This is a genomic window from Novosphingobium sp. G106, assembly GCF_019075875.1.
Classification (GTDB): domain Bacteria; phylum Pseudomonadota; class Alphaproteobacteria; order Sphingomonadales; family Sphingomonadaceae; genus Novosphingobium.
Map to the genome: position 1 here is coordinate 3,153,256 of NZ_JAHOOZ010000001.1, position 15,709 is coordinate 3,168,964.

The 15,709-nt window shown below is 59.6% G+C and carries 13 protein-coding genes; 5 read left to right on the forward strand and 8 right to left on the reverse strand.

Annotation, left to right across the window (positions count from 1 at the left end; translation table 11 throughout):
- Window position 1 precedes the first annotated feature (1 nt).
- The 3 genes from KRR38_RS14960 (at window position 2) to KRR38_RS14970 (ending at window position 3,609) form a co-directional block, all read left to right on the forward strand.
- Window positions 2–1,714, forward strand: a complete 1,713-nt coding sequence (locus KRR38_RS14960) for an AMP-binding protein (RefSeq protein WP_217402812.1) — start codon at window positions 2–4, stop codon at window positions 1,712–1,714.
- Between the two features lie 104 nt (window positions 1,715–1,818).
- Entirely contained in the window at window positions 1,819–2,619 is an 801-nt protein-coding gene (locus tag KRR38_RS14965) for an SDR family NAD(P)-dependent oxidoreductase (RefSeq protein WP_217402816.1), read from the forward strand.
- Between the two features lie 174 nt (window positions 2,620–2,793).
- Window positions 2,794–3,609: an enoyl-CoA hydratase/isomerase family protein gene (locus KRR38_RS14970; protein WP_217402818.1), complete on the forward strand. Its 816-nt coding sequence runs from the start codon at window positions 2,794–2,796 to the stop codon at window positions 3,607–3,609.
- A 128-nt stretch (window positions 3,610–3,737) separates the two neighbouring features.
- On the opposite strand, the gene KRR38_RS14975 is transcribed toward KRR38_RS14970, so the two are convergent.
- From KRR38_RS14975 to KRR38_RS14990, 4 genes are all read right to left on the reverse strand, one after another.
- Complete coding sequence (locus KRR38_RS14975) at window positions 3,738–5,171, reverse strand: SRPBCC family protein (protein ID WP_217402821.1); 1,434 nt, start codon at window positions 5,169–5,171, stop codon at window positions 3,738–3,740.
- A 173-nt stretch (window positions 5,172–5,344) separates the two neighbouring features.
- Window positions 5,345–6,649, reverse strand: a complete 1,305-nt coding sequence (locus KRR38_RS14980) for an MFS transporter (RefSeq protein WP_217402823.1) — start codon at window positions 6,647–6,649, stop codon at window positions 5,345–5,347.
- 42 nt (window positions 6,650–6,691) lie between these two features.
- A complete protein-coding gene (locus KRR38_RS14985; RefSeq protein WP_217402824.1) occupies window positions 6,692–8,818 on the reverse strand; it encodes a TonB-dependent receptor in 2,127 nt (708 codons plus the stop codon).
- 219 nt (window positions 8,819–9,037) lie between these two features.
- Entirely contained in the window at window positions 9,038–9,598 is a 561-nt protein-coding gene (locus KRR38_RS14990; protein WP_217402827.1) for a nuclear transport factor 2 family protein, read from the reverse strand.
- 235 nt (window positions 9,599–9,833) lie between these two features.
- On the opposite strand from KRR38_RS14990, the gene KRR38_RS14995 reads away from it, so the two are divergent.
- Window positions 9,834–10,280 (forward strand): TetR/AcrR family transcriptional regulator, encoded by a 447-nt coding sequence (locus KRR38_RS14995; RefSeq protein WP_217402829.1) that lies wholly within the window; start codon window positions 9,834–9,836, stop codon window positions 10,278–10,280.
- Window positions 10,210–10,545, forward strand: a complete 336-nt coding sequence (locus tag KRR38_RS15000; RefSeq protein WP_217402830.1) for a hypothetical protein — start codon at window positions 10,210–10,212, stop codon at window positions 10,543–10,545. Before KRR38_RS14995 ends, KRR38_RS15000 begins: the two co-directional genes overlap by 71 nt.
- 46 nt (window positions 10,546–10,591) lie before the next feature.
- Here KRR38_RS15000 and KRR38_RS15005 read toward each other — a convergent pair whose 3' ends face one another.
- From KRR38_RS15005 to KRR38_RS15020, 4 genes are all read right to left on the reverse strand, one after another.
- Entirely contained in the window at window positions 10,592–12,223 is a 1,632-nt protein-coding gene (locus KRR38_RS15005) for an AMP-binding protein (protein WP_217402833.1), read from the reverse strand.
- Window positions 12,224–12,321: 98 nt separating this feature from the next.
- Window positions 12,322–12,879 (reverse strand): nuclear transport factor 2 family protein, encoded by a 558-nt coding sequence (locus KRR38_RS15010; RefSeq protein WP_217402834.1) that lies wholly within the window; start codon window positions 12,877–12,879, stop codon window positions 12,322–12,324.
- Window positions 12,880–12,924: 45 nt separating this feature from the next.
- The gene (locus KRR38_RS15015; protein WP_217402839.1) at window positions 12,925–14,571 is read right to left on the reverse strand and encodes an FAD-dependent oxidoreductase; all 1,647 of its coding nucleotides are present in this window, start codon (window positions 14,569–14,571) and stop codon (window positions 12,925–12,927) included.
- Window positions 14,572–14,677: 106 nt separating this feature from the next.
- Window positions 14,678–15,424: an IclR family transcriptional regulator gene (locus tag KRR38_RS15020; protein ID WP_217402841.1), complete on the reverse strand. Its 747-nt coding sequence runs from the start codon at window positions 15,422–15,424 to the stop codon at window positions 14,678–14,680.
- Between the last annotated feature and the right edge of the window lie 285 nt (window positions 15,425–15,709).

A 15,709-nucleotide genomic window follows, 5' to 3' on the forward strand; every position in this document is an offset into this window, starting at 1 on the left:
GATGGCAAGGACTGACGACGGTTCCCTTCTGGTTTGGGATGACATTCCACTCGCACCTATCGAGCAATCGTTGGCGCATATTTTCGCGTCTCGCGCCGCTGAAGTGCCTGAACGTATCCTGGTGGCTAAGCGAGGCGAAGACGGCGGCGACTGGGTTACCATCTCCTATGGCGAGATGTTCACCCGCGCGCGCAGGATCGCCGGCGGGCTGGAGCAGCGCGGCTTCGTCTCGGGCGACCGCCTCCTCTGCCTGTCGGGAGAGACGATCGATCACCTGGCCTTTTTGCTCGGTGCGATGCTGGCAGGCCTGGTCACCGTGCCGATTTCCGTCCGCTATTCCACCGCGTCAGACTGGAGCCGTCTCAACCATGTGATCGAACTCATTCGGCCTCAGCTGGTCTTTGCCGATGACTCGCCGGCGTTTCGTGCGGCATTGGACCATTGTGCGCTGGCGGGGTACGAGGTTCTGGATAGCGGTCCGCAGGGTCTGGCAGCGCTGGAAGCGACCGCCAGGCCAATCGACATCGACAAGGCGCTGGCTGCGATCGGCCCGGAAACCGTCTTTCGCATCTTGCTCACGTCTGGCTCCACCGCCATGCCCAAGGGTGCGCTCCAGACGCATGGCATGAGCTGCGCCAGCCTCGCGTTCGAAGCCTCTTTGTCGACCGGAGCGGCTGGCCTTCGAGCGCCCGAGAACGAGCTGTCATGGCTTCCCTGGTCGCACGTCGGGGGCAGTATTACGGTGTTCAACAACGTTCTCTACGCCGGACGCTCGCTTTATCTCGACGATGGAAAGCCCCTGCAGGGCCACTTCGCCGAAACGGTACGCAACCTCAAAGAACTGATGCCGCATGAATTCAGCTCGCCGCCTGCCGGACTTGTTATGCTCGTGCCGGAACTGGAGGCGGATGCCGAATTCTGTAACCGGTTTCTGAGCGGTCTTCACTATACCAAGTCCGGGGCGGCGGCGTTGCCAGACGCCGTCAGCCGTCGGTTCCAGGCATTGGCCATCGATGCCACCGGCCATGAGATTCCGGTGCTCTCGGGTTACGGCACCACCGAGACACATGGCGTCATTTCCCTCACTTGGCCATGTAATGAGGCCAACGCTCTTGGCTTGCCGAAGCCAGGCGTTCTTCTCAAGCTTGTGCCGGAAGACGATCGCTACGAAATCCGCATCCGGTGCGATTCCGTTACCCCGGGATATTTTGACGCACCGGAAGCAACTTCCGAGGCCTTCGACGAGGAGGGTTTCTTTCTCACGGGCGATATGGCCCGGTTCGACCCGGAAAAACCTGAGAACGGTCTCTATTTTGCCGGCCGCAGTGGCGAGAACTTCAAGATGGCTACGGGAACCTGGGTCTTGGCCGGCCAGCTGCGTATGGCACTCCTCGATACGCTTGAGGGACTGATCAACGAATGCCTTGTCGTTGGCGAAGGGCAGGAGGAACTGGGCCTCATTATCTGGGGGGACCAAGCCCGAAAGGATGAAGTCGAGCAGCGGATGAGAGCTTTCAACCAGGCCTCGGCCGGCGCGTCGCAGCGTATCGCGCGTCTCGTTTTTTCAGAATTGCCGATCGACGACGACCGGTTCGAGCGTACCGAGAAGGGCAGCTTGAACCGTAATCGCATCCTGGCAACGCGCGAAGAGGAACTTCGGCACCTCTTCCGAACAGCGGCCTCGACAGATGATCGGGTACTTTTGCTCCGATGAAAGACCAACTCGACCAAGCTGCGTGTGGGCCGGCAGCCAACGAGCGACAAAGTCGTGCGAGCAAAATGAGTCTGCGATCGCCTTTCGACGCAAAGGAGCATCGAATGCAAGAATGCAGAGGCAAGGTCGCTGTCGTGACGGGCGGAGCCTGCGGAATTGGCCTCGGTATGAGCCGGGCACTCTTGGACGCCGGGATGAAAGTCATCGTCGCCGACGTGAGGTCGGAACATCTCGACGAAGGAAGGGCAGCGCTGGCCAATCTCGGCGATGTCAGGTTCCTGCAGCTCGACGTCGCTGATCGTCAGGCAGTCATCGCTGCGGCTGACGAAGCCGAGCGAATGTTCGGCAAGGTGCACCTGCTTGCCAACAACGCGGGCGTTGGCGCCCAAAGCGACGTTGCGGACGACGATTTCGCGCTCTGGGACTGGCTGATGGCCATCAACGTCGGAGGAGTCGTAAATGGCGTAAAAGCCTTCCTGCCGAAGCTTCGAGCGCATGGCGAAGGCGGGCACATTGTCAACACGGCATCGTTTGCCGCTTTTCTTCCCATTCCCGGCGAGACCAGCGCCTACAGCATTTCCAAAGCCTCCGTTTGGGCGCTCACGGACGCGCTGCGCCTAAGCCTCGAAGGTGAACACATCGGTGTTTCGTTGCTGGTGCCATACGTTGTCCAGACGCGGGCGATGGCCAATCTCCGAGTTAGAGCCGAGGACGGTCAGGCGCGGCAAGCCTTCGATCTTTCGGAAGGCATGGACCCCATGGAAATGGGCCGTATCGCCGTTGCCGGAATCATCGCCGGCAAGGATTACATTTTTGCAAGTGCCGAACCGGAAGCTTTGATGCGTGCGCGCTTCGACGCCGTACTGCAGGATTTGCAGTGGGCCGCCCAGCGAGAAAAGGCATGAGCGAAGATCTTGCCGGCAGCATAGTACTGCTTACGAGCCAAACGATCGGCCCGCATGGCGGGACGACAATGCCGTGATGCGCTCGTCCAATCGACCCGGGAAATGTCGAATCAATTTCTCGACCTTTCTACGCCAATATTTAACCTTTCCTTTCATACCAGATGAGGCCCCTCAATGAGTGATACGCAAGACGAGATCCTGACCGACTGCCCTGCTCCGGGTGTCCTGCGCATAACCCTGAACCGTCCGGACGCCGGCAATGCCTTCACGTTTGCGATGTACGAACGCCTTGCGGAGATATTCACCGAGACGGCGTACCTCCCTGATGTGCAAGCCGTAATTCTGACCGCGACCGGCCGCATGTTCAGCGTTGGGCACGATCTGCAAAACGGTGGCAGCTCTGCCCAAGTGCCAAGCGGCATCGGCGCTGCACATGCCTCGCGCCTGTCCGCACGCGCTATCAACCAGTTGCCTGCACTCATGCGCGCCCTGCCCCAGCCAATCATCGCCGCGGTCAATGGCACCGCTGCCGGCGCCGGATACGGCCTGGCCCTGAACGCCGACCTTACTATCGCAGCGCGTTCGGCCAAGTTCGTCAACGCCTTCCATAATGCGGGCACGGGCCACGAATTCGGCCTGTCGTATCTCCTTCCACGCGCGGTTGGGACGCAGCGCGCCATGGAACTGCTCCTCACGGGGCGGCACCTCCCCGCCGAGGAAGCCCGCGAGATCGGACTCATCCTGCGCGTCGTCGATGACGCGGCGCTGATGGACGAGGCATTGGCGCTGGCCGATGCGATCATGCTCAACGCACCGTTAGGCACGCAGATCACCAAGCAGAGCGTGTGGCTCAACCTAGGGGCGACCAGCCTCGAAGCCGCGATGGAGATGGAGACGCGAGGCCAGGCCGTTACGGCCGGAACCGCCGACCGGGTCGAAAAGCGCGCCGCCTTTTTCGAAAAGCGACGCCCGGAGTTCAAGAACCAATAGAAGGCGCGGCGCTGCCGGCAAAGGAAGGCAGCGCCGCCTGCGAGCACTCCCCTTCAGCAGCGCCGCTGGCGAAATCCTTTGGATCCTGCCCGTTCCCCGGCATTGGTGAAAGGCGGATAGTCGCGTGGCTAAAAGCCCAAGTCGAGAACCTCGCGATCAATTCCTCCGGACACGTTCATGGCTGCATGCGCCAGCTTGTCGCTGGGCACGCCCGCGATATAGCCATCGATCAGCCGTTGATAATTGCTGATCAGACCCTCGCTCTCTTTCGACAGGCGCATGAATTCGAAGCCGCCGGTGTGAAGGCCCCGCTGTTGGCGCGGCAGGTTCGCATAATCCTGTAGCGGGATTTCCGGCCACTGGGGATCGTCATGCGGCTTCGGCGTCGGCGCGACCGGGACGGGGCGCTTCTCATCCTTAGGATACCGCTTTAGCGACCAGAGTTCGAACAGGCATTCTTCAGGGCCCAGCGGACGTATCCGATAGGACGATGCGACGCCGTGGACAGGCAAGAGGAAGAAATGCGGGAAACAGAAATTGACGCCCGACGCCATGCCTGCCGCATCGATCTCATCCAGATTGCCGATCTCCATGCCGCGCTCTCGGTAATCGTCGGTCAGGGCCTGGTTGTACAGTTTCCGCCACGTCGTCATCGCGAGGTGCGGATTACGCGGCAGATCCACGTCGCGTAACCGCTCGGCAACGGCGATCTCTTCCTGCGAAACCATGCCAGCCATGCCCACATGAAGTTCGGTCATCTTCTCGATGTAGGTATCGATGAAATCGCTCGGTTCGATCTCGTCCGGCATGGCAGGGGACATGGTCAACCAGCGCGATCCTAAGCGTGCCTCCTCGGGAAGCTTGAGCCAAAGAGCCTCGCCTGGCCGGCTGGTCGCACCGGGCGGCAGGAGTTGCGGGTGCGTGCTGGCGACGTGATAGCCTTCCATGAAAGCCTCCATCGCGAGCTTCCAGTTCACTGGAAGATGGGCCGAATACCACCACTCCACCTTCAGTTCGTCGACTTTGTAAAGATCCATCTGGGGACCGAACTCGCCCAGCGATTCGAGTAGCGGCGGCGCATATTCATCCAGATTGATCCATGCACACCCACCCCAGGTGTCCGCCTTCACATGCCGGAGTGCAAGGTCGTCCTTGCACATGTTCTGCTCCGAAAACGCGTCGGGCTGAAAGACAAAGGTATTGTTCCCTTCCTTGTCCCAGCGCCAGCCATGAAACGGGCAAATGAAACCGCCCGCGGCCCGACCTGACTTGTTCACGAGTTCGACACCCCGGTGTCGGCAGTGGTTATGATAGGCTTTGATCGTGTCAGGCGCGGTTCGAACCACGATGATCGATTGGTCAAGATTGCGATAGACCGTGTAATCACCCACTTCAGGGATTTCTTCCAGTCGGCACGCCATCTGCCATACCCGAGGCCACAGGTTCCCGACTTCAAGATCGTAGAATTCTCGGTCGTAATACCGCTTGGCGGGGATGCGATCCACTTCGGTCACCGCGTGGGGGACCCTACCGAGGTCGACGTTATTCAATTCGGTTCCCACTCACCTCTCCCATATCTTCAATCAGCGTGACGGGTTGCCATGTGCCGGCGATAAAAGCCGGCTTGAGCATGGCAACAGTCGCAACAGTTAAGTGACCACTGTCTTAACGCACCTTGACCGGATCGCCAACAATTCTGTCGACAACGGGACCCGCCACGGGCGGCTAATTTTATTCAGGGGTCGGCGGCGAACGAGCCGGGAGCTATCGGTGGCGGCATAATTCTGGCACCGATCCATAACAGACCCGCGGCGGCCATTCCGCTGCCGACGTAGGTGACGGTCAATGCGACCGACAGGCCGTGATCTCCTGCAAAGTGCTGAGAAGTTGCCCCCACGATAAGCGGGCCGGTGCCGGCTCCAATCAAGTTGAACACCATCGTGAAAAGGGCGGCAACCCGCCCCCGGAACGGGGGCGGTGTGACGAGTGTCAGAGCGGTGCCCGCCGCCGCCGCGCAAACGGTGAAAAAGGAAGTCGAAACATAAAGCAGGACGAAAGTTGTCCCGCTGCCAGTCCAGGGCGCGATTCCCCCCAGTAGTGCGACAACAATGGCGCCAACGGCAAAATAGGAAAGCGGAGCGGCATGGTTACCTTGCTGGAGCTGGCGTTGAATCCAGTGCCCGGCTAACAGACTACCCGCCAATCCGCATACGACAACCCCCGCGCCCACCGCAGCACCGATACGGGCCGTGCTCCAACCAAAAGTCTGCTGGAGATAGACTGGCGCCCAGCCGCTGCCCCCGGCGCTGGCGGTATAGATCGCAGCATAGCCCAAAAAATGGACCGCGAGGAATCCCTTGTGTGACCCGACAAACGAAACGAAGCCGGCAGCTTCCTGACTATCCGGTCTGCGAACATCGCCGTCCGCGAAGCTTCGCGGTTCTGGCAATAACAGCGAAAGCAAGGTCAGCGGTATTCCCACTGCGCCAACGAGAACGAAGGTCGTCTGCCAAGGCTCGAAAGATACGCCGAAAAGCTCCACCGGGCCAAAAGCGGTCAACAGTTGAACCAGCACTCCGCCAAGAATGATCGAGAGGCCCGAACCTACCATGGCGCCAGTGGTAAACACCGCCATGGCCAACGCGAGCTGGGAACGCGGGGCAATATCTCCCAGCAGCGAATAGGCTGCCGGGATCAAAGCCGCCTCGCCAACTCCGACAGCGAAGCGGGCCAGCAGTAATTCGGGAAAGGTGCGAGCCAATCCGCAGGAGACGGTCGCCAGCGACCATAACAGCACGCCGCCGAAAATAACGAATTTGCGGGGAGCGCGGTCTGCGAGAAGCCCGAGTGGGACGCCGCAGACGACATAGAATACGGCAAAGGCATATCCCTGAAGGAGCCCGATCTGGGTTTCGCTGAGACCGAGATCGGCCCTCATCGGCGCGACCATCAAGGAAATCAGGTTCCTGTCCAGCAACGAAAGTGCATAGAGCGCCAGAAGAATGGCGACGGTACGCGTGAGGTCGGGCAGCCATCTCATTATCGACGGGGTTCACAAAGCAACGATTTGGGCCCCACGCGATCAGTAGCGATACGTTAGTCGTGCACCGTAGGTCGCGGGCCTCGCGAAATTGACATTGTCGGCCAGACCCGAAACCAGTAACGATGTGAAGTACTTGGAATCTGTCAGGTTTGTGCCGAACACTTCCAGTTCGAGCTGATCGCCCGGCAGTACAAAAGCCGCGCTTGCATTGATTACATCGTACGGCTTTTGGCGCGTTCGGTTCGAAACGTCGTAATATACCGTTCCGGAGAAGAAAGCGTTCCCCGAAAAACGGAGTTTGCTGTCGCCTATCGGCACTTCCAGCGTTGCACCAACGTTGCCGGACCATTCGGGCGTGCGAATCACCCGGTTGCCTGACGCATCGATCTTGAGACTGTCGTTTCCCCCGCCCGCGCGTGGAATGAAGGCCTGTGCACCGACGAATTTGCTGTACTTCGCATCGACATACGACAACCCGCCACTGATGCTGAAGCCCGAGAACGGCGTAATCGAAGCATTCAATTCGGCGCCGTTGATCCTGGCTGTCGCCGCATTCTGCAATACGGATTGGAGGCTGGTTGCGCCGAAGGCTTGGAACTGAAGATCCTTGTAGTCGTAGCGATAGGCGGCCGCACTGTATGAGAGGATTCCGGCGTCGCCCTTGATACCCATTTCGTAAGCATCGATTTTCTCGGGATTGACCGGCGGAATCGTGGGCGAAGGGGTGGACGTTCCGAATACCCCGGCCTTGTATCCTTTCGAATAGGTGAAGTAGACATTGGTACGCGGTGCGAGTTCATAGCGGATAGAGGCTCGCGGGGTGAGACTCCGGAATGTCTTTGCGGGGGGAGATACCGGCACCGCGCCATTGTTAGCGCCTACGTAGTCGATCCTGTCGATGCTATAGCGCAGCCCCCCGATAAGGGTGAGCCGATCAGTGACCGCGTAGTTAATCTCTCCGAACAGCGCGGCGGACTCGGTGTGGGTTTTGACGTCGTTGAGCAGTACCCGCGTCGAAGCGGCACCGGTGAAGGACTGGAGAATGAGCTTTTGCTTGTCGTCGAACAGGAATAACCCGCCGATCCAACTTAAAGGCCCGTCTCCAGCCGAGGCCAGATTGAATTCCTGGCTCCAGGTATCGGTCTTGTAATCAAGCCGGGAAAGAGAAAGTGGAATGTTGCTGACGTCCGAATCGGGCTGTTGCAGAGAAGTATAGTGGCGATAGGCGGTGAGCGAACTGACGGTAACACCCGATTTTGCCCATTCAAGCCGCATCGAACCGCCGCCGCCCTCGACGTTCAATACCGGCACGAGGTTGAGCGCCGCCGTGTTCGGCCGCGTCGCAAGAACCACGCCCGGTGACGAGGCGGTCGCAGTGTTCCCGGCAAGCGGTTGGCCGGCGAAAGTCGTATTGTCCTTGCTATCCGTGTAATCGGCCGAAAACAGGGCGGAAAAGTCGTCCGATATCTGGAAGAGCGCCTTGCCTCTGGTCGAGAAGATCTGCGTCTTTGCCAGCTTCGCATTGGTAATCAGGTCACGCCTAAATCCATCGTCGGTTCGGTAATTCGCGGCGAGGCTGACTGCCACCTTGTCGGACAACCCTCCGGACACGAATGCCTGCGCATTGACCTCATTGTAGCGGGCGTAGCTCAACTTGACCGTGGCAGTCGTATTGAAGCTCGGCTTGCGCGTCGCCACAGTAATGGCCCCGCCCGTCGCGTTGCGCCCGAACAAGGTTCCCTGGGGGCCCTTCAGCACCTCGATTGACTGGATATCGACTAGCTCGAGGAAATTGGAGAACTGCACCGGCTGATAGACACCGTCGACATAAATGGCGACGTTGGCAGCGTCGCCGGGGTTGGAGCCCGTCGACGTGACGCCGCGTATTGCCGGCTGAATGGTCGAGCCGTTGCCCTGAAAATTCAGGCCGGGTGTGATCTGGCCGAGACTGAGGCCATTCGATACGCCCGACTGTTCAATGGCTTTCCCGCTCAGTGCGGTTACGGAAATTGGCACGTCACGGAGCTTTTCCTCCCGGCGTTGCGCTGTGACCACGATCTCACCGCCCTGTGCATCGACCTCGGCATTTGCGCCCTGCGCGAGCGAGACCCCGGGCGATGAGATTGCAACAACTGCAAATCCAGCCGCGAATGCATATTTTGTCATCGTGAGACTCCCCCTCAATGCGCGCCCGTTCAGACGGAGCTGCAGATATGCAGGCGGGAATATAGATAGATTTGAAGCTCTGCAATTTGTATTTTGATTATATAATCAAAAATATCTGAATCGCGAGTCAGCTGCGGCGCGCACGGGTCCGCCGTGGGGGCCAATGATAAATCCATTACATTGAAGGACATTGCTCGACACAAGGACTGATCTCTGAATCTAGCGCTGGTGAGTAAGGCGGTCGACCGCTGCAGAGTCCTGCCGTTCCCAGAAAGTCTTCCACGTCGCGTAGGCATGCGAGCCAAGAAAATGTTTCGGATTTAGGTCCCGGTCTGGCCAATGCGCAAATGGTGGGCATGGCCGCTCATCGATATTGGTCGCATAGAAGAACGATGGGAGATGCTTGCGAAAATACCAGCGTCCGTCAACTCGCTCGTACTCATCGAAGTAGGTCATGATCATCACTACCCAGTTGTCGCCATCTTCGTGCTCCGCTCGGCAGTAAGTCGTGCCGGTCGCCAGATCTTCGTCGACAAAGTCGAAAACATGACCACAGATCTGGTGCTGGCTCCTGTAGAACCCCACAAGGACGGATTCATAGAAGGCGCGCAGACCCGCGCGACCCCGCCCCCATTTCCCGGCATCGACCCCCGGCACGAAGAGGTTGACCAATGTGTCGATGTCACGCGAATCGACGGCCAAGGCGTAACGCGAAGGCAGCATCTGGATGGCCTGAGTCGATTCGATTCGCTCCAGCCGGCGAACGATCGCTTCATCCATGGCCTCTCCTCTCTGGTCAGTGGCGTGAGCGTCACGGATCTCGCCGGCCGCATCTGCCACGGATTTTTGTTGGTATCCGCTTAACAAAACTTCGTAAAGGCTCGGCCTGGCGGCCACATGGTCCCGACGAGGGAAACGTGCAAAAACTCAGGGCCTCATGGACTTGCTGGTTAAATTTTGGGATGGACCCACGTTGGGGACGGTGCATCGTTTCCCCCAGCACGAGGATGTGGAATTGACCGTTAGCGACGGCGGAAAAAACTCGGGAAAGCGCAAAAGGCAAAAGGCCGTTGTCGGCCGGGCCTTGATCATCGCGGCGGCGCGGGAATTGTTCGCAGAGCGTGGCTATGCCCGCACCACGACCCGAGACATCGCTTCAAAGGCAAATTCGAGCGAAGTGCTGCTATTCCGCTATTTCCAAAGCAAGGCGAACCTTTTTCGCGAGGCCGTGGTCGACCCCTTTGACGATTTCCTCAAGACTTTCCTGGAAGCGCAGTCGGCCGCAACAGGCGACGAGCCGTTCGCTGGTTCGCAGGATTTCGTCGATCGACTTTTCAGCGCCTTCAGCGAACATCGCGAAGTCCTGTTCGCGCTGATAAGCACCCGCCTGTATGAAGCGGGGGGAGCCGGAAGAACAGGTCAACGCGGTCGGCTTCAAGGAATATTTCCGTGTCGCGGTTGAACGGATCGAAGACGAATTGAAGGTGATGGGCGTTACGCCGACGATTTCGCCTGAGATCAGCAGCCGGATTTCGTTCACCGCGGTGATGGCCACTGCACTTTTCCATAAATGGATCTTTGCGGACACGAACATCAAAGCGAATGAGGTGATTACCGCGCTGACCGAATTTATCATCGCTGGCATGGCCGGCATAGGCGAGCGACGTCGCGAGGAAGCCGCTCGGGATTCAGCCGTACCCGCTACCAGGAAGTCAACTGCCGTATAAGGTTCTGCGCCGCAGGCGACCGCCCCCAGGGGAGCCTGCCAGCGGACTACTTGCTCCCCTCGACCAGAGCCTTGGCCATCTCTCGAAGCTCATTCTTCAGGATTTTGCCCTGGGGCGAAACGGGCAGACTTTCGACCGAGACGACCCGCTCCGGAATCTTCTGCTTGGCGAGCCCATATTCGACAAGGTGACGAAACACTTCCTGCAGATCGAATTGATAGCCCGGTTTAGCCACGACAAAAGCACAAACCGCTTCACCGGTCTTCTCGCTGGGCATGCCCACTACCGCGACATTGCTTATGCCGGGATGAGTGAACAATGCATCCTCGATTTCCTTCGGACTTAAATTCTCTCCGTTCCGGATGATGAGGTCCTTCTTGCGCCCGGTAATGAGGAGATACTTACCGTCCACCACCCGGCCAAGGTCGCCGGTGCGGAAGAAGCCTTCGTCATCGAACGCCTCCTCGTTGTCCTCGAGCCGCAGGTAGCCCAGCATCATATTTGCCCCGCGCAACAGAATCTCCCCTTCCTGATCCTGGGGCATGGCGGCGCCGGTCACGGCGTGCACGACTTTGACTTCGGTATGTTTGATGAGGCCGTCGGTGTTGGCCCCATATTCGATGTCGTCCCGGCTGCGGATGCCGCAGGTGGCGGTCGGTACCTCGGTACAGCCATAAACGCGATAGGCCACGACGTTGGGGAACCATTCGTGCGCTTGATAGATCAATTCCGGCGGCACGGTCGCGCCGCCGCAACCGGCCTTGGTGAGACTGGGCAACTGGGTGCCGGCAGCCTTCGCTGCCTCCAAAAGACCCTTGAGGAACGGCGTCGCCCCACCACAGCTGTTCGCCTGATATTGTTCGACCAGCGTGACCGCCTCTGCGGGGTTCCATGAATCCATCAGAACCACAGTGGCGCCGCCGATAACCGGAGTGAGGTTGGCAACCACGATCCCCGCGATATGGGAAATGGGCGTTGCGACCAAGTTCACTTCGTGATCGCTGGTAGCAAGTTCGATGACGTGCGCCTCGCCCTGGACCATGAAGCTGTTGTGGCTGTGAACGACGCATTTGGGTCGGCCGGTGGTGCCGGAGGTGTGCATGACGACGTAAATTGAATCCGGATCGACCTGCGGCAGTGGGTCGTCGGCCACGCCAGAGGCCAGGAGCTCCGAATAGCTCTGCGCCGATGGCCGGCTTCCCCGCAACACAACGATATCGACAGGCCGATCGAGAGTTTCGTTCACCTTCTCGAACATCTGCGCATAGTCGTGTCCACGGAACTGTTCCGGCACGAAAACCATTCGTGTCCCGACATCTTCCATCATGAAACGAACTTCGCGTTCGCGGTAGATCGGAACCAGCGGGTTCACGATCAGGCCTGCCAACGCTGCGGCGACATTGATGACCGAGCCCTCGTACCAGTTGGGTATCTGGTATGAAAGCACGTCACCGGGCTGCAAGCCGCGGCGGCGCAGGGCGCTCGCCAGCAACACGGCTTCGTCGTACAGGGCGGCGGCACTGTATTCCCGGCCCTGTTCCACGAGCAGCACCCGGTCGGGCTCCGCAACCGCGAGGTCGCGCATCAGGATGGCCAGGGTGGTGTCCAGCCAGGCACCCGACTTGCGCCATCGAGCCGCAAGATCGCCATCCCAGCGGACGCGAAAGCCGCCGGGCATCTCGCGCACTCCGACTGGTGTGCGGGAATGAGTCGTTCCATCTGGTTGTGCCATGTCGGTTCCGGGTCTTATGATTGCTGGGTGAAGAAGGCTTACGCTCAGTAGGGAAATACCTGTTCGGGCCGGTCGACAACGAGCGGTCGATCATAGGAACTGTCTTCCCCGCTCCGCGCGGATAATCCGGAAGACGCGAGCGCCGCCAGATAGGCGGGATCGGAAGGAACATCATTGAGCGTTCCCATCCATTCGATCAGGCATTTGCGTGCCGCGATGGCCCAGCGACCATCCCGCTTCTCGAAGCGGTCGAGGTAACGCCCGCCGGACAAGGTCACTTCGGGACCCTCGCGATTGACGCCTGCAAATAGGTAGTATGTTTCGCAATGCGCCACATCGCCATCGAATTCGCAGCTATGGTTAAGGATGTAATGGTGATGGCGCGTCTGGTATTTCGCGTGAAAGTCATAAGCCCAGTCTGCGAACTTTTCCGCCGGGCCGCAGAAGACAGCGTGGTCATCCCAGGCATCTTCATGATAGACAGATCGCAGTATTTCGCGATCCCTCCGGTCGATACCGCGCGAATAGCGCTGGAGGCAATCGCTGATGGCCTGACGGTCGATCAGCGTCTGGACCTCGGCTGGCAGGCTTTCACTGTTCATGACGTCGTCTCCTCGTTTATTTGGCCGGACCTTCCTGTGCGCAGTTCAGGCTGCGTTCGAGCGTGTCGCATGGAGTGCCGCGACATATCCAAATACGAAGCTCGCAGCGATGCTCGCGCCGGCAGCCGGATAACAACGTCCCATAACCGACGCCGTGCTGTTGCCCGTCGCATAAAGGCCCTGGATCACCGACCCATCCTCCCGGACAACCCGCGCGTTCTCATCGGTCAGGATACCGCCGAACGTCCCGACATCGCCGGGAACAAGTTCGACGGAATAAAACGGCGCCTTTTCGATCGTGCCCAGGGTTGGGCTGGGCTTGTGCGTGAAGTCAGCCCAGACAGTATCGTAGACGCGGTCCCCGCGACGAAAATCTGCGTCGCGGCCCGAGCGCGCGAAGCCGTTGAATCGCTCGACCGTCGATGAGAGGCCAACCGGATCGATTCCCCGCTGCCCTGCGAGTTCCGCAAGGCTGCCCGCCTTTTTCATGTAACCGGTCTCGATCCATTGAGCGGGAGTTTTTCCCGGTGGAGTCGTTCCCCAAGGGTAACTGTTACGATGCTGGCTATCGAGGATGATGTAGGCGGGAACAGCTTCGGCTGCGTACATAGCCTGACCGAATTCCATGTAGGAACATGCCTCGTCGGCGAACCGCTTGCCATTTTTGTCAACGACAATCAGGTGGGGCTTTGCCAGCTCGGGCACGCTCATGCTCGGCACGGCGCTGCCCGGTGGGAGGGAACTTGGTATCCAGATAGTCTGGTCGAGCAAGTCTGTCGCAGCGCCATGCGCCATCGCTATGCGAATGAGATCCCCGGTGTCGCCCGGATTGGCATTGGTCCATTCCGTGGTGGAGGGGTGTGGCTGGTACCGGTCGCGCATCTCGGCATTGTGCGAGAACCCGCCCGCAGCGATCACGACGCCATCGCGCGCTTGGATACGCTGCTCAGTGCCTGCGATCGTCGCGATCACCCCTGCCACCCGTTCGCCCTCGAACGCAAGATCGATAACCGGAGCACAGGTCCGGAGCTCCACGCCCTGCTCCAAGGCCGCTTTCAGGACCCGGCCGCCGAGGGATCCCCCGGACGTGACCCACTGCTTTCCCGTGACCCGCATGACACCTAGTCGCCAGGCCAGCTTGATAACCGTCAGCAGGCCTTTTAGCGACTTCTTAGCCAGCGTCAGAAGTACCCCTTCCATTGCCGTAACCGGCAGGGTGATGGGACCACGGCGCAGCTTCGCGTTAAACTCGCCCAACTCTCGGGCATCGAACATCGGACAGATCAGTGAACGGCTTCGCGGGCATCCGCCCGGCCGTTCATCGTAGTAGTCGGCCCAGCCCTCGGCGCGCTCGAAAGCGATGCCCTGCTGCATCATCATCGACACCATGTCCGGTCCTGCCCGCAGGAAGGCCTCCTTGCGTGCCGGCGATGTCGACGGTCCAGCTTCCCCAACGGTCGCATCCATGTAAGCGCGTCCTGCCTCGTGACTGTCCTCAACTCCATCTACCGCTTGCAGCGGATGGTTGGGGATCCACAGGACACCGCCCGACATCGAGGTCGACCCGCCCACGAGCTCGGTTTTTTCCAGCAGCAGGACCGATTTTCCCTGGCTTCTTGCTGCCAAGCCGGCGGCCAATGCGCCGCCGCCGCTACCCACGACGACCAGATCCCAGCTCTCGTTCCAAGTCATCCCGACATCCCGATCCTGAGCCGCGCGACGCAAGCCGCGACCATGTGCGCTCACCGCATTTGTTTAGCACTCACTAAACCAAGAATTGGCCGGGTCAATGTCTCGTTCAACCGTTTTCCTTGATCAACATCGGCTCCCTGACGTCGCCAGAGGCGCGACGGGCGACTTCGCCCACGATCGTCATGAGTTCTTGCTTGCGTGCGACGAGACGCGACAAAGGCAACGCGACACTCAAGGCCGCGATAACATCTCCGTTCGGGCCAAATACCGGCGCGGCGATTGCCCCCCCGTCACCATAGATCTCGCCGAGACTGACCCACAGGCGGGTGTCGCGCACTTCGTCGAGCTGCTGCCTGAAGATATCCTTGTCCACGGTTGTCGCCGGGGTGAACGGTCGCATGTCGAGCGCTTCGAGGTAATCTTCCTGGTATTCGCGAGGCTGGAAGGCCAACAAGACCCGCCCCGAGGCGGTTGCATACAGCGGCCCGCCAGAACCCAGGCTGTAAACATAACGGATGCGCTGAGATCCTTCGATTGCGTCGACGTGCATGAACCGGTGTTCGGTTCGGTCGATTACGCTGAGCATCGCAGTCTCCTGCGAACGGTCGGCCAGTTCCCGTAAATAGCTGCGCATCGAGCGAAGCAACGACCAGCCGCTCGAAATGTGGGTAGCCAGCCGGAAGGCCTTGGGCCCTAACTGGTAGGAGAGCCCGTCGAGCGTAAGGAAACCATCGGCTTCGAGAGCGCGAAGGGTGTTGTGAACTGTGCTCTTAGCCTCGTTCAGCTGTTGGCCTATCTCACTCAGGGTAAGCCCGTCCGGCTCGCCGGACAGTACCTCGAAGAGACGGAGCACCCTCGCAATCGCTCGCGGGCCGGCACTTACATCAGGCTTACCTTGCTCATTCATAACCGTTCACCCTGCACAATCGGGCGGAATGTCCGCGATCTGCGAAAAGTTTGACACGCCATCAACCACCCATATAAGAAATCCGAACGCTGTTCCATTTTTTAAGGGTGCCCGTGCAAACCACGCTCGATCCATCTGGACAGTCTCCCAATCGGTCGCAAGTTCAATCCGATCCCGAGCGACGGACTGGCCCCCGCTCTGCATCGGAATACCAGCTGGCACCGTATGGCG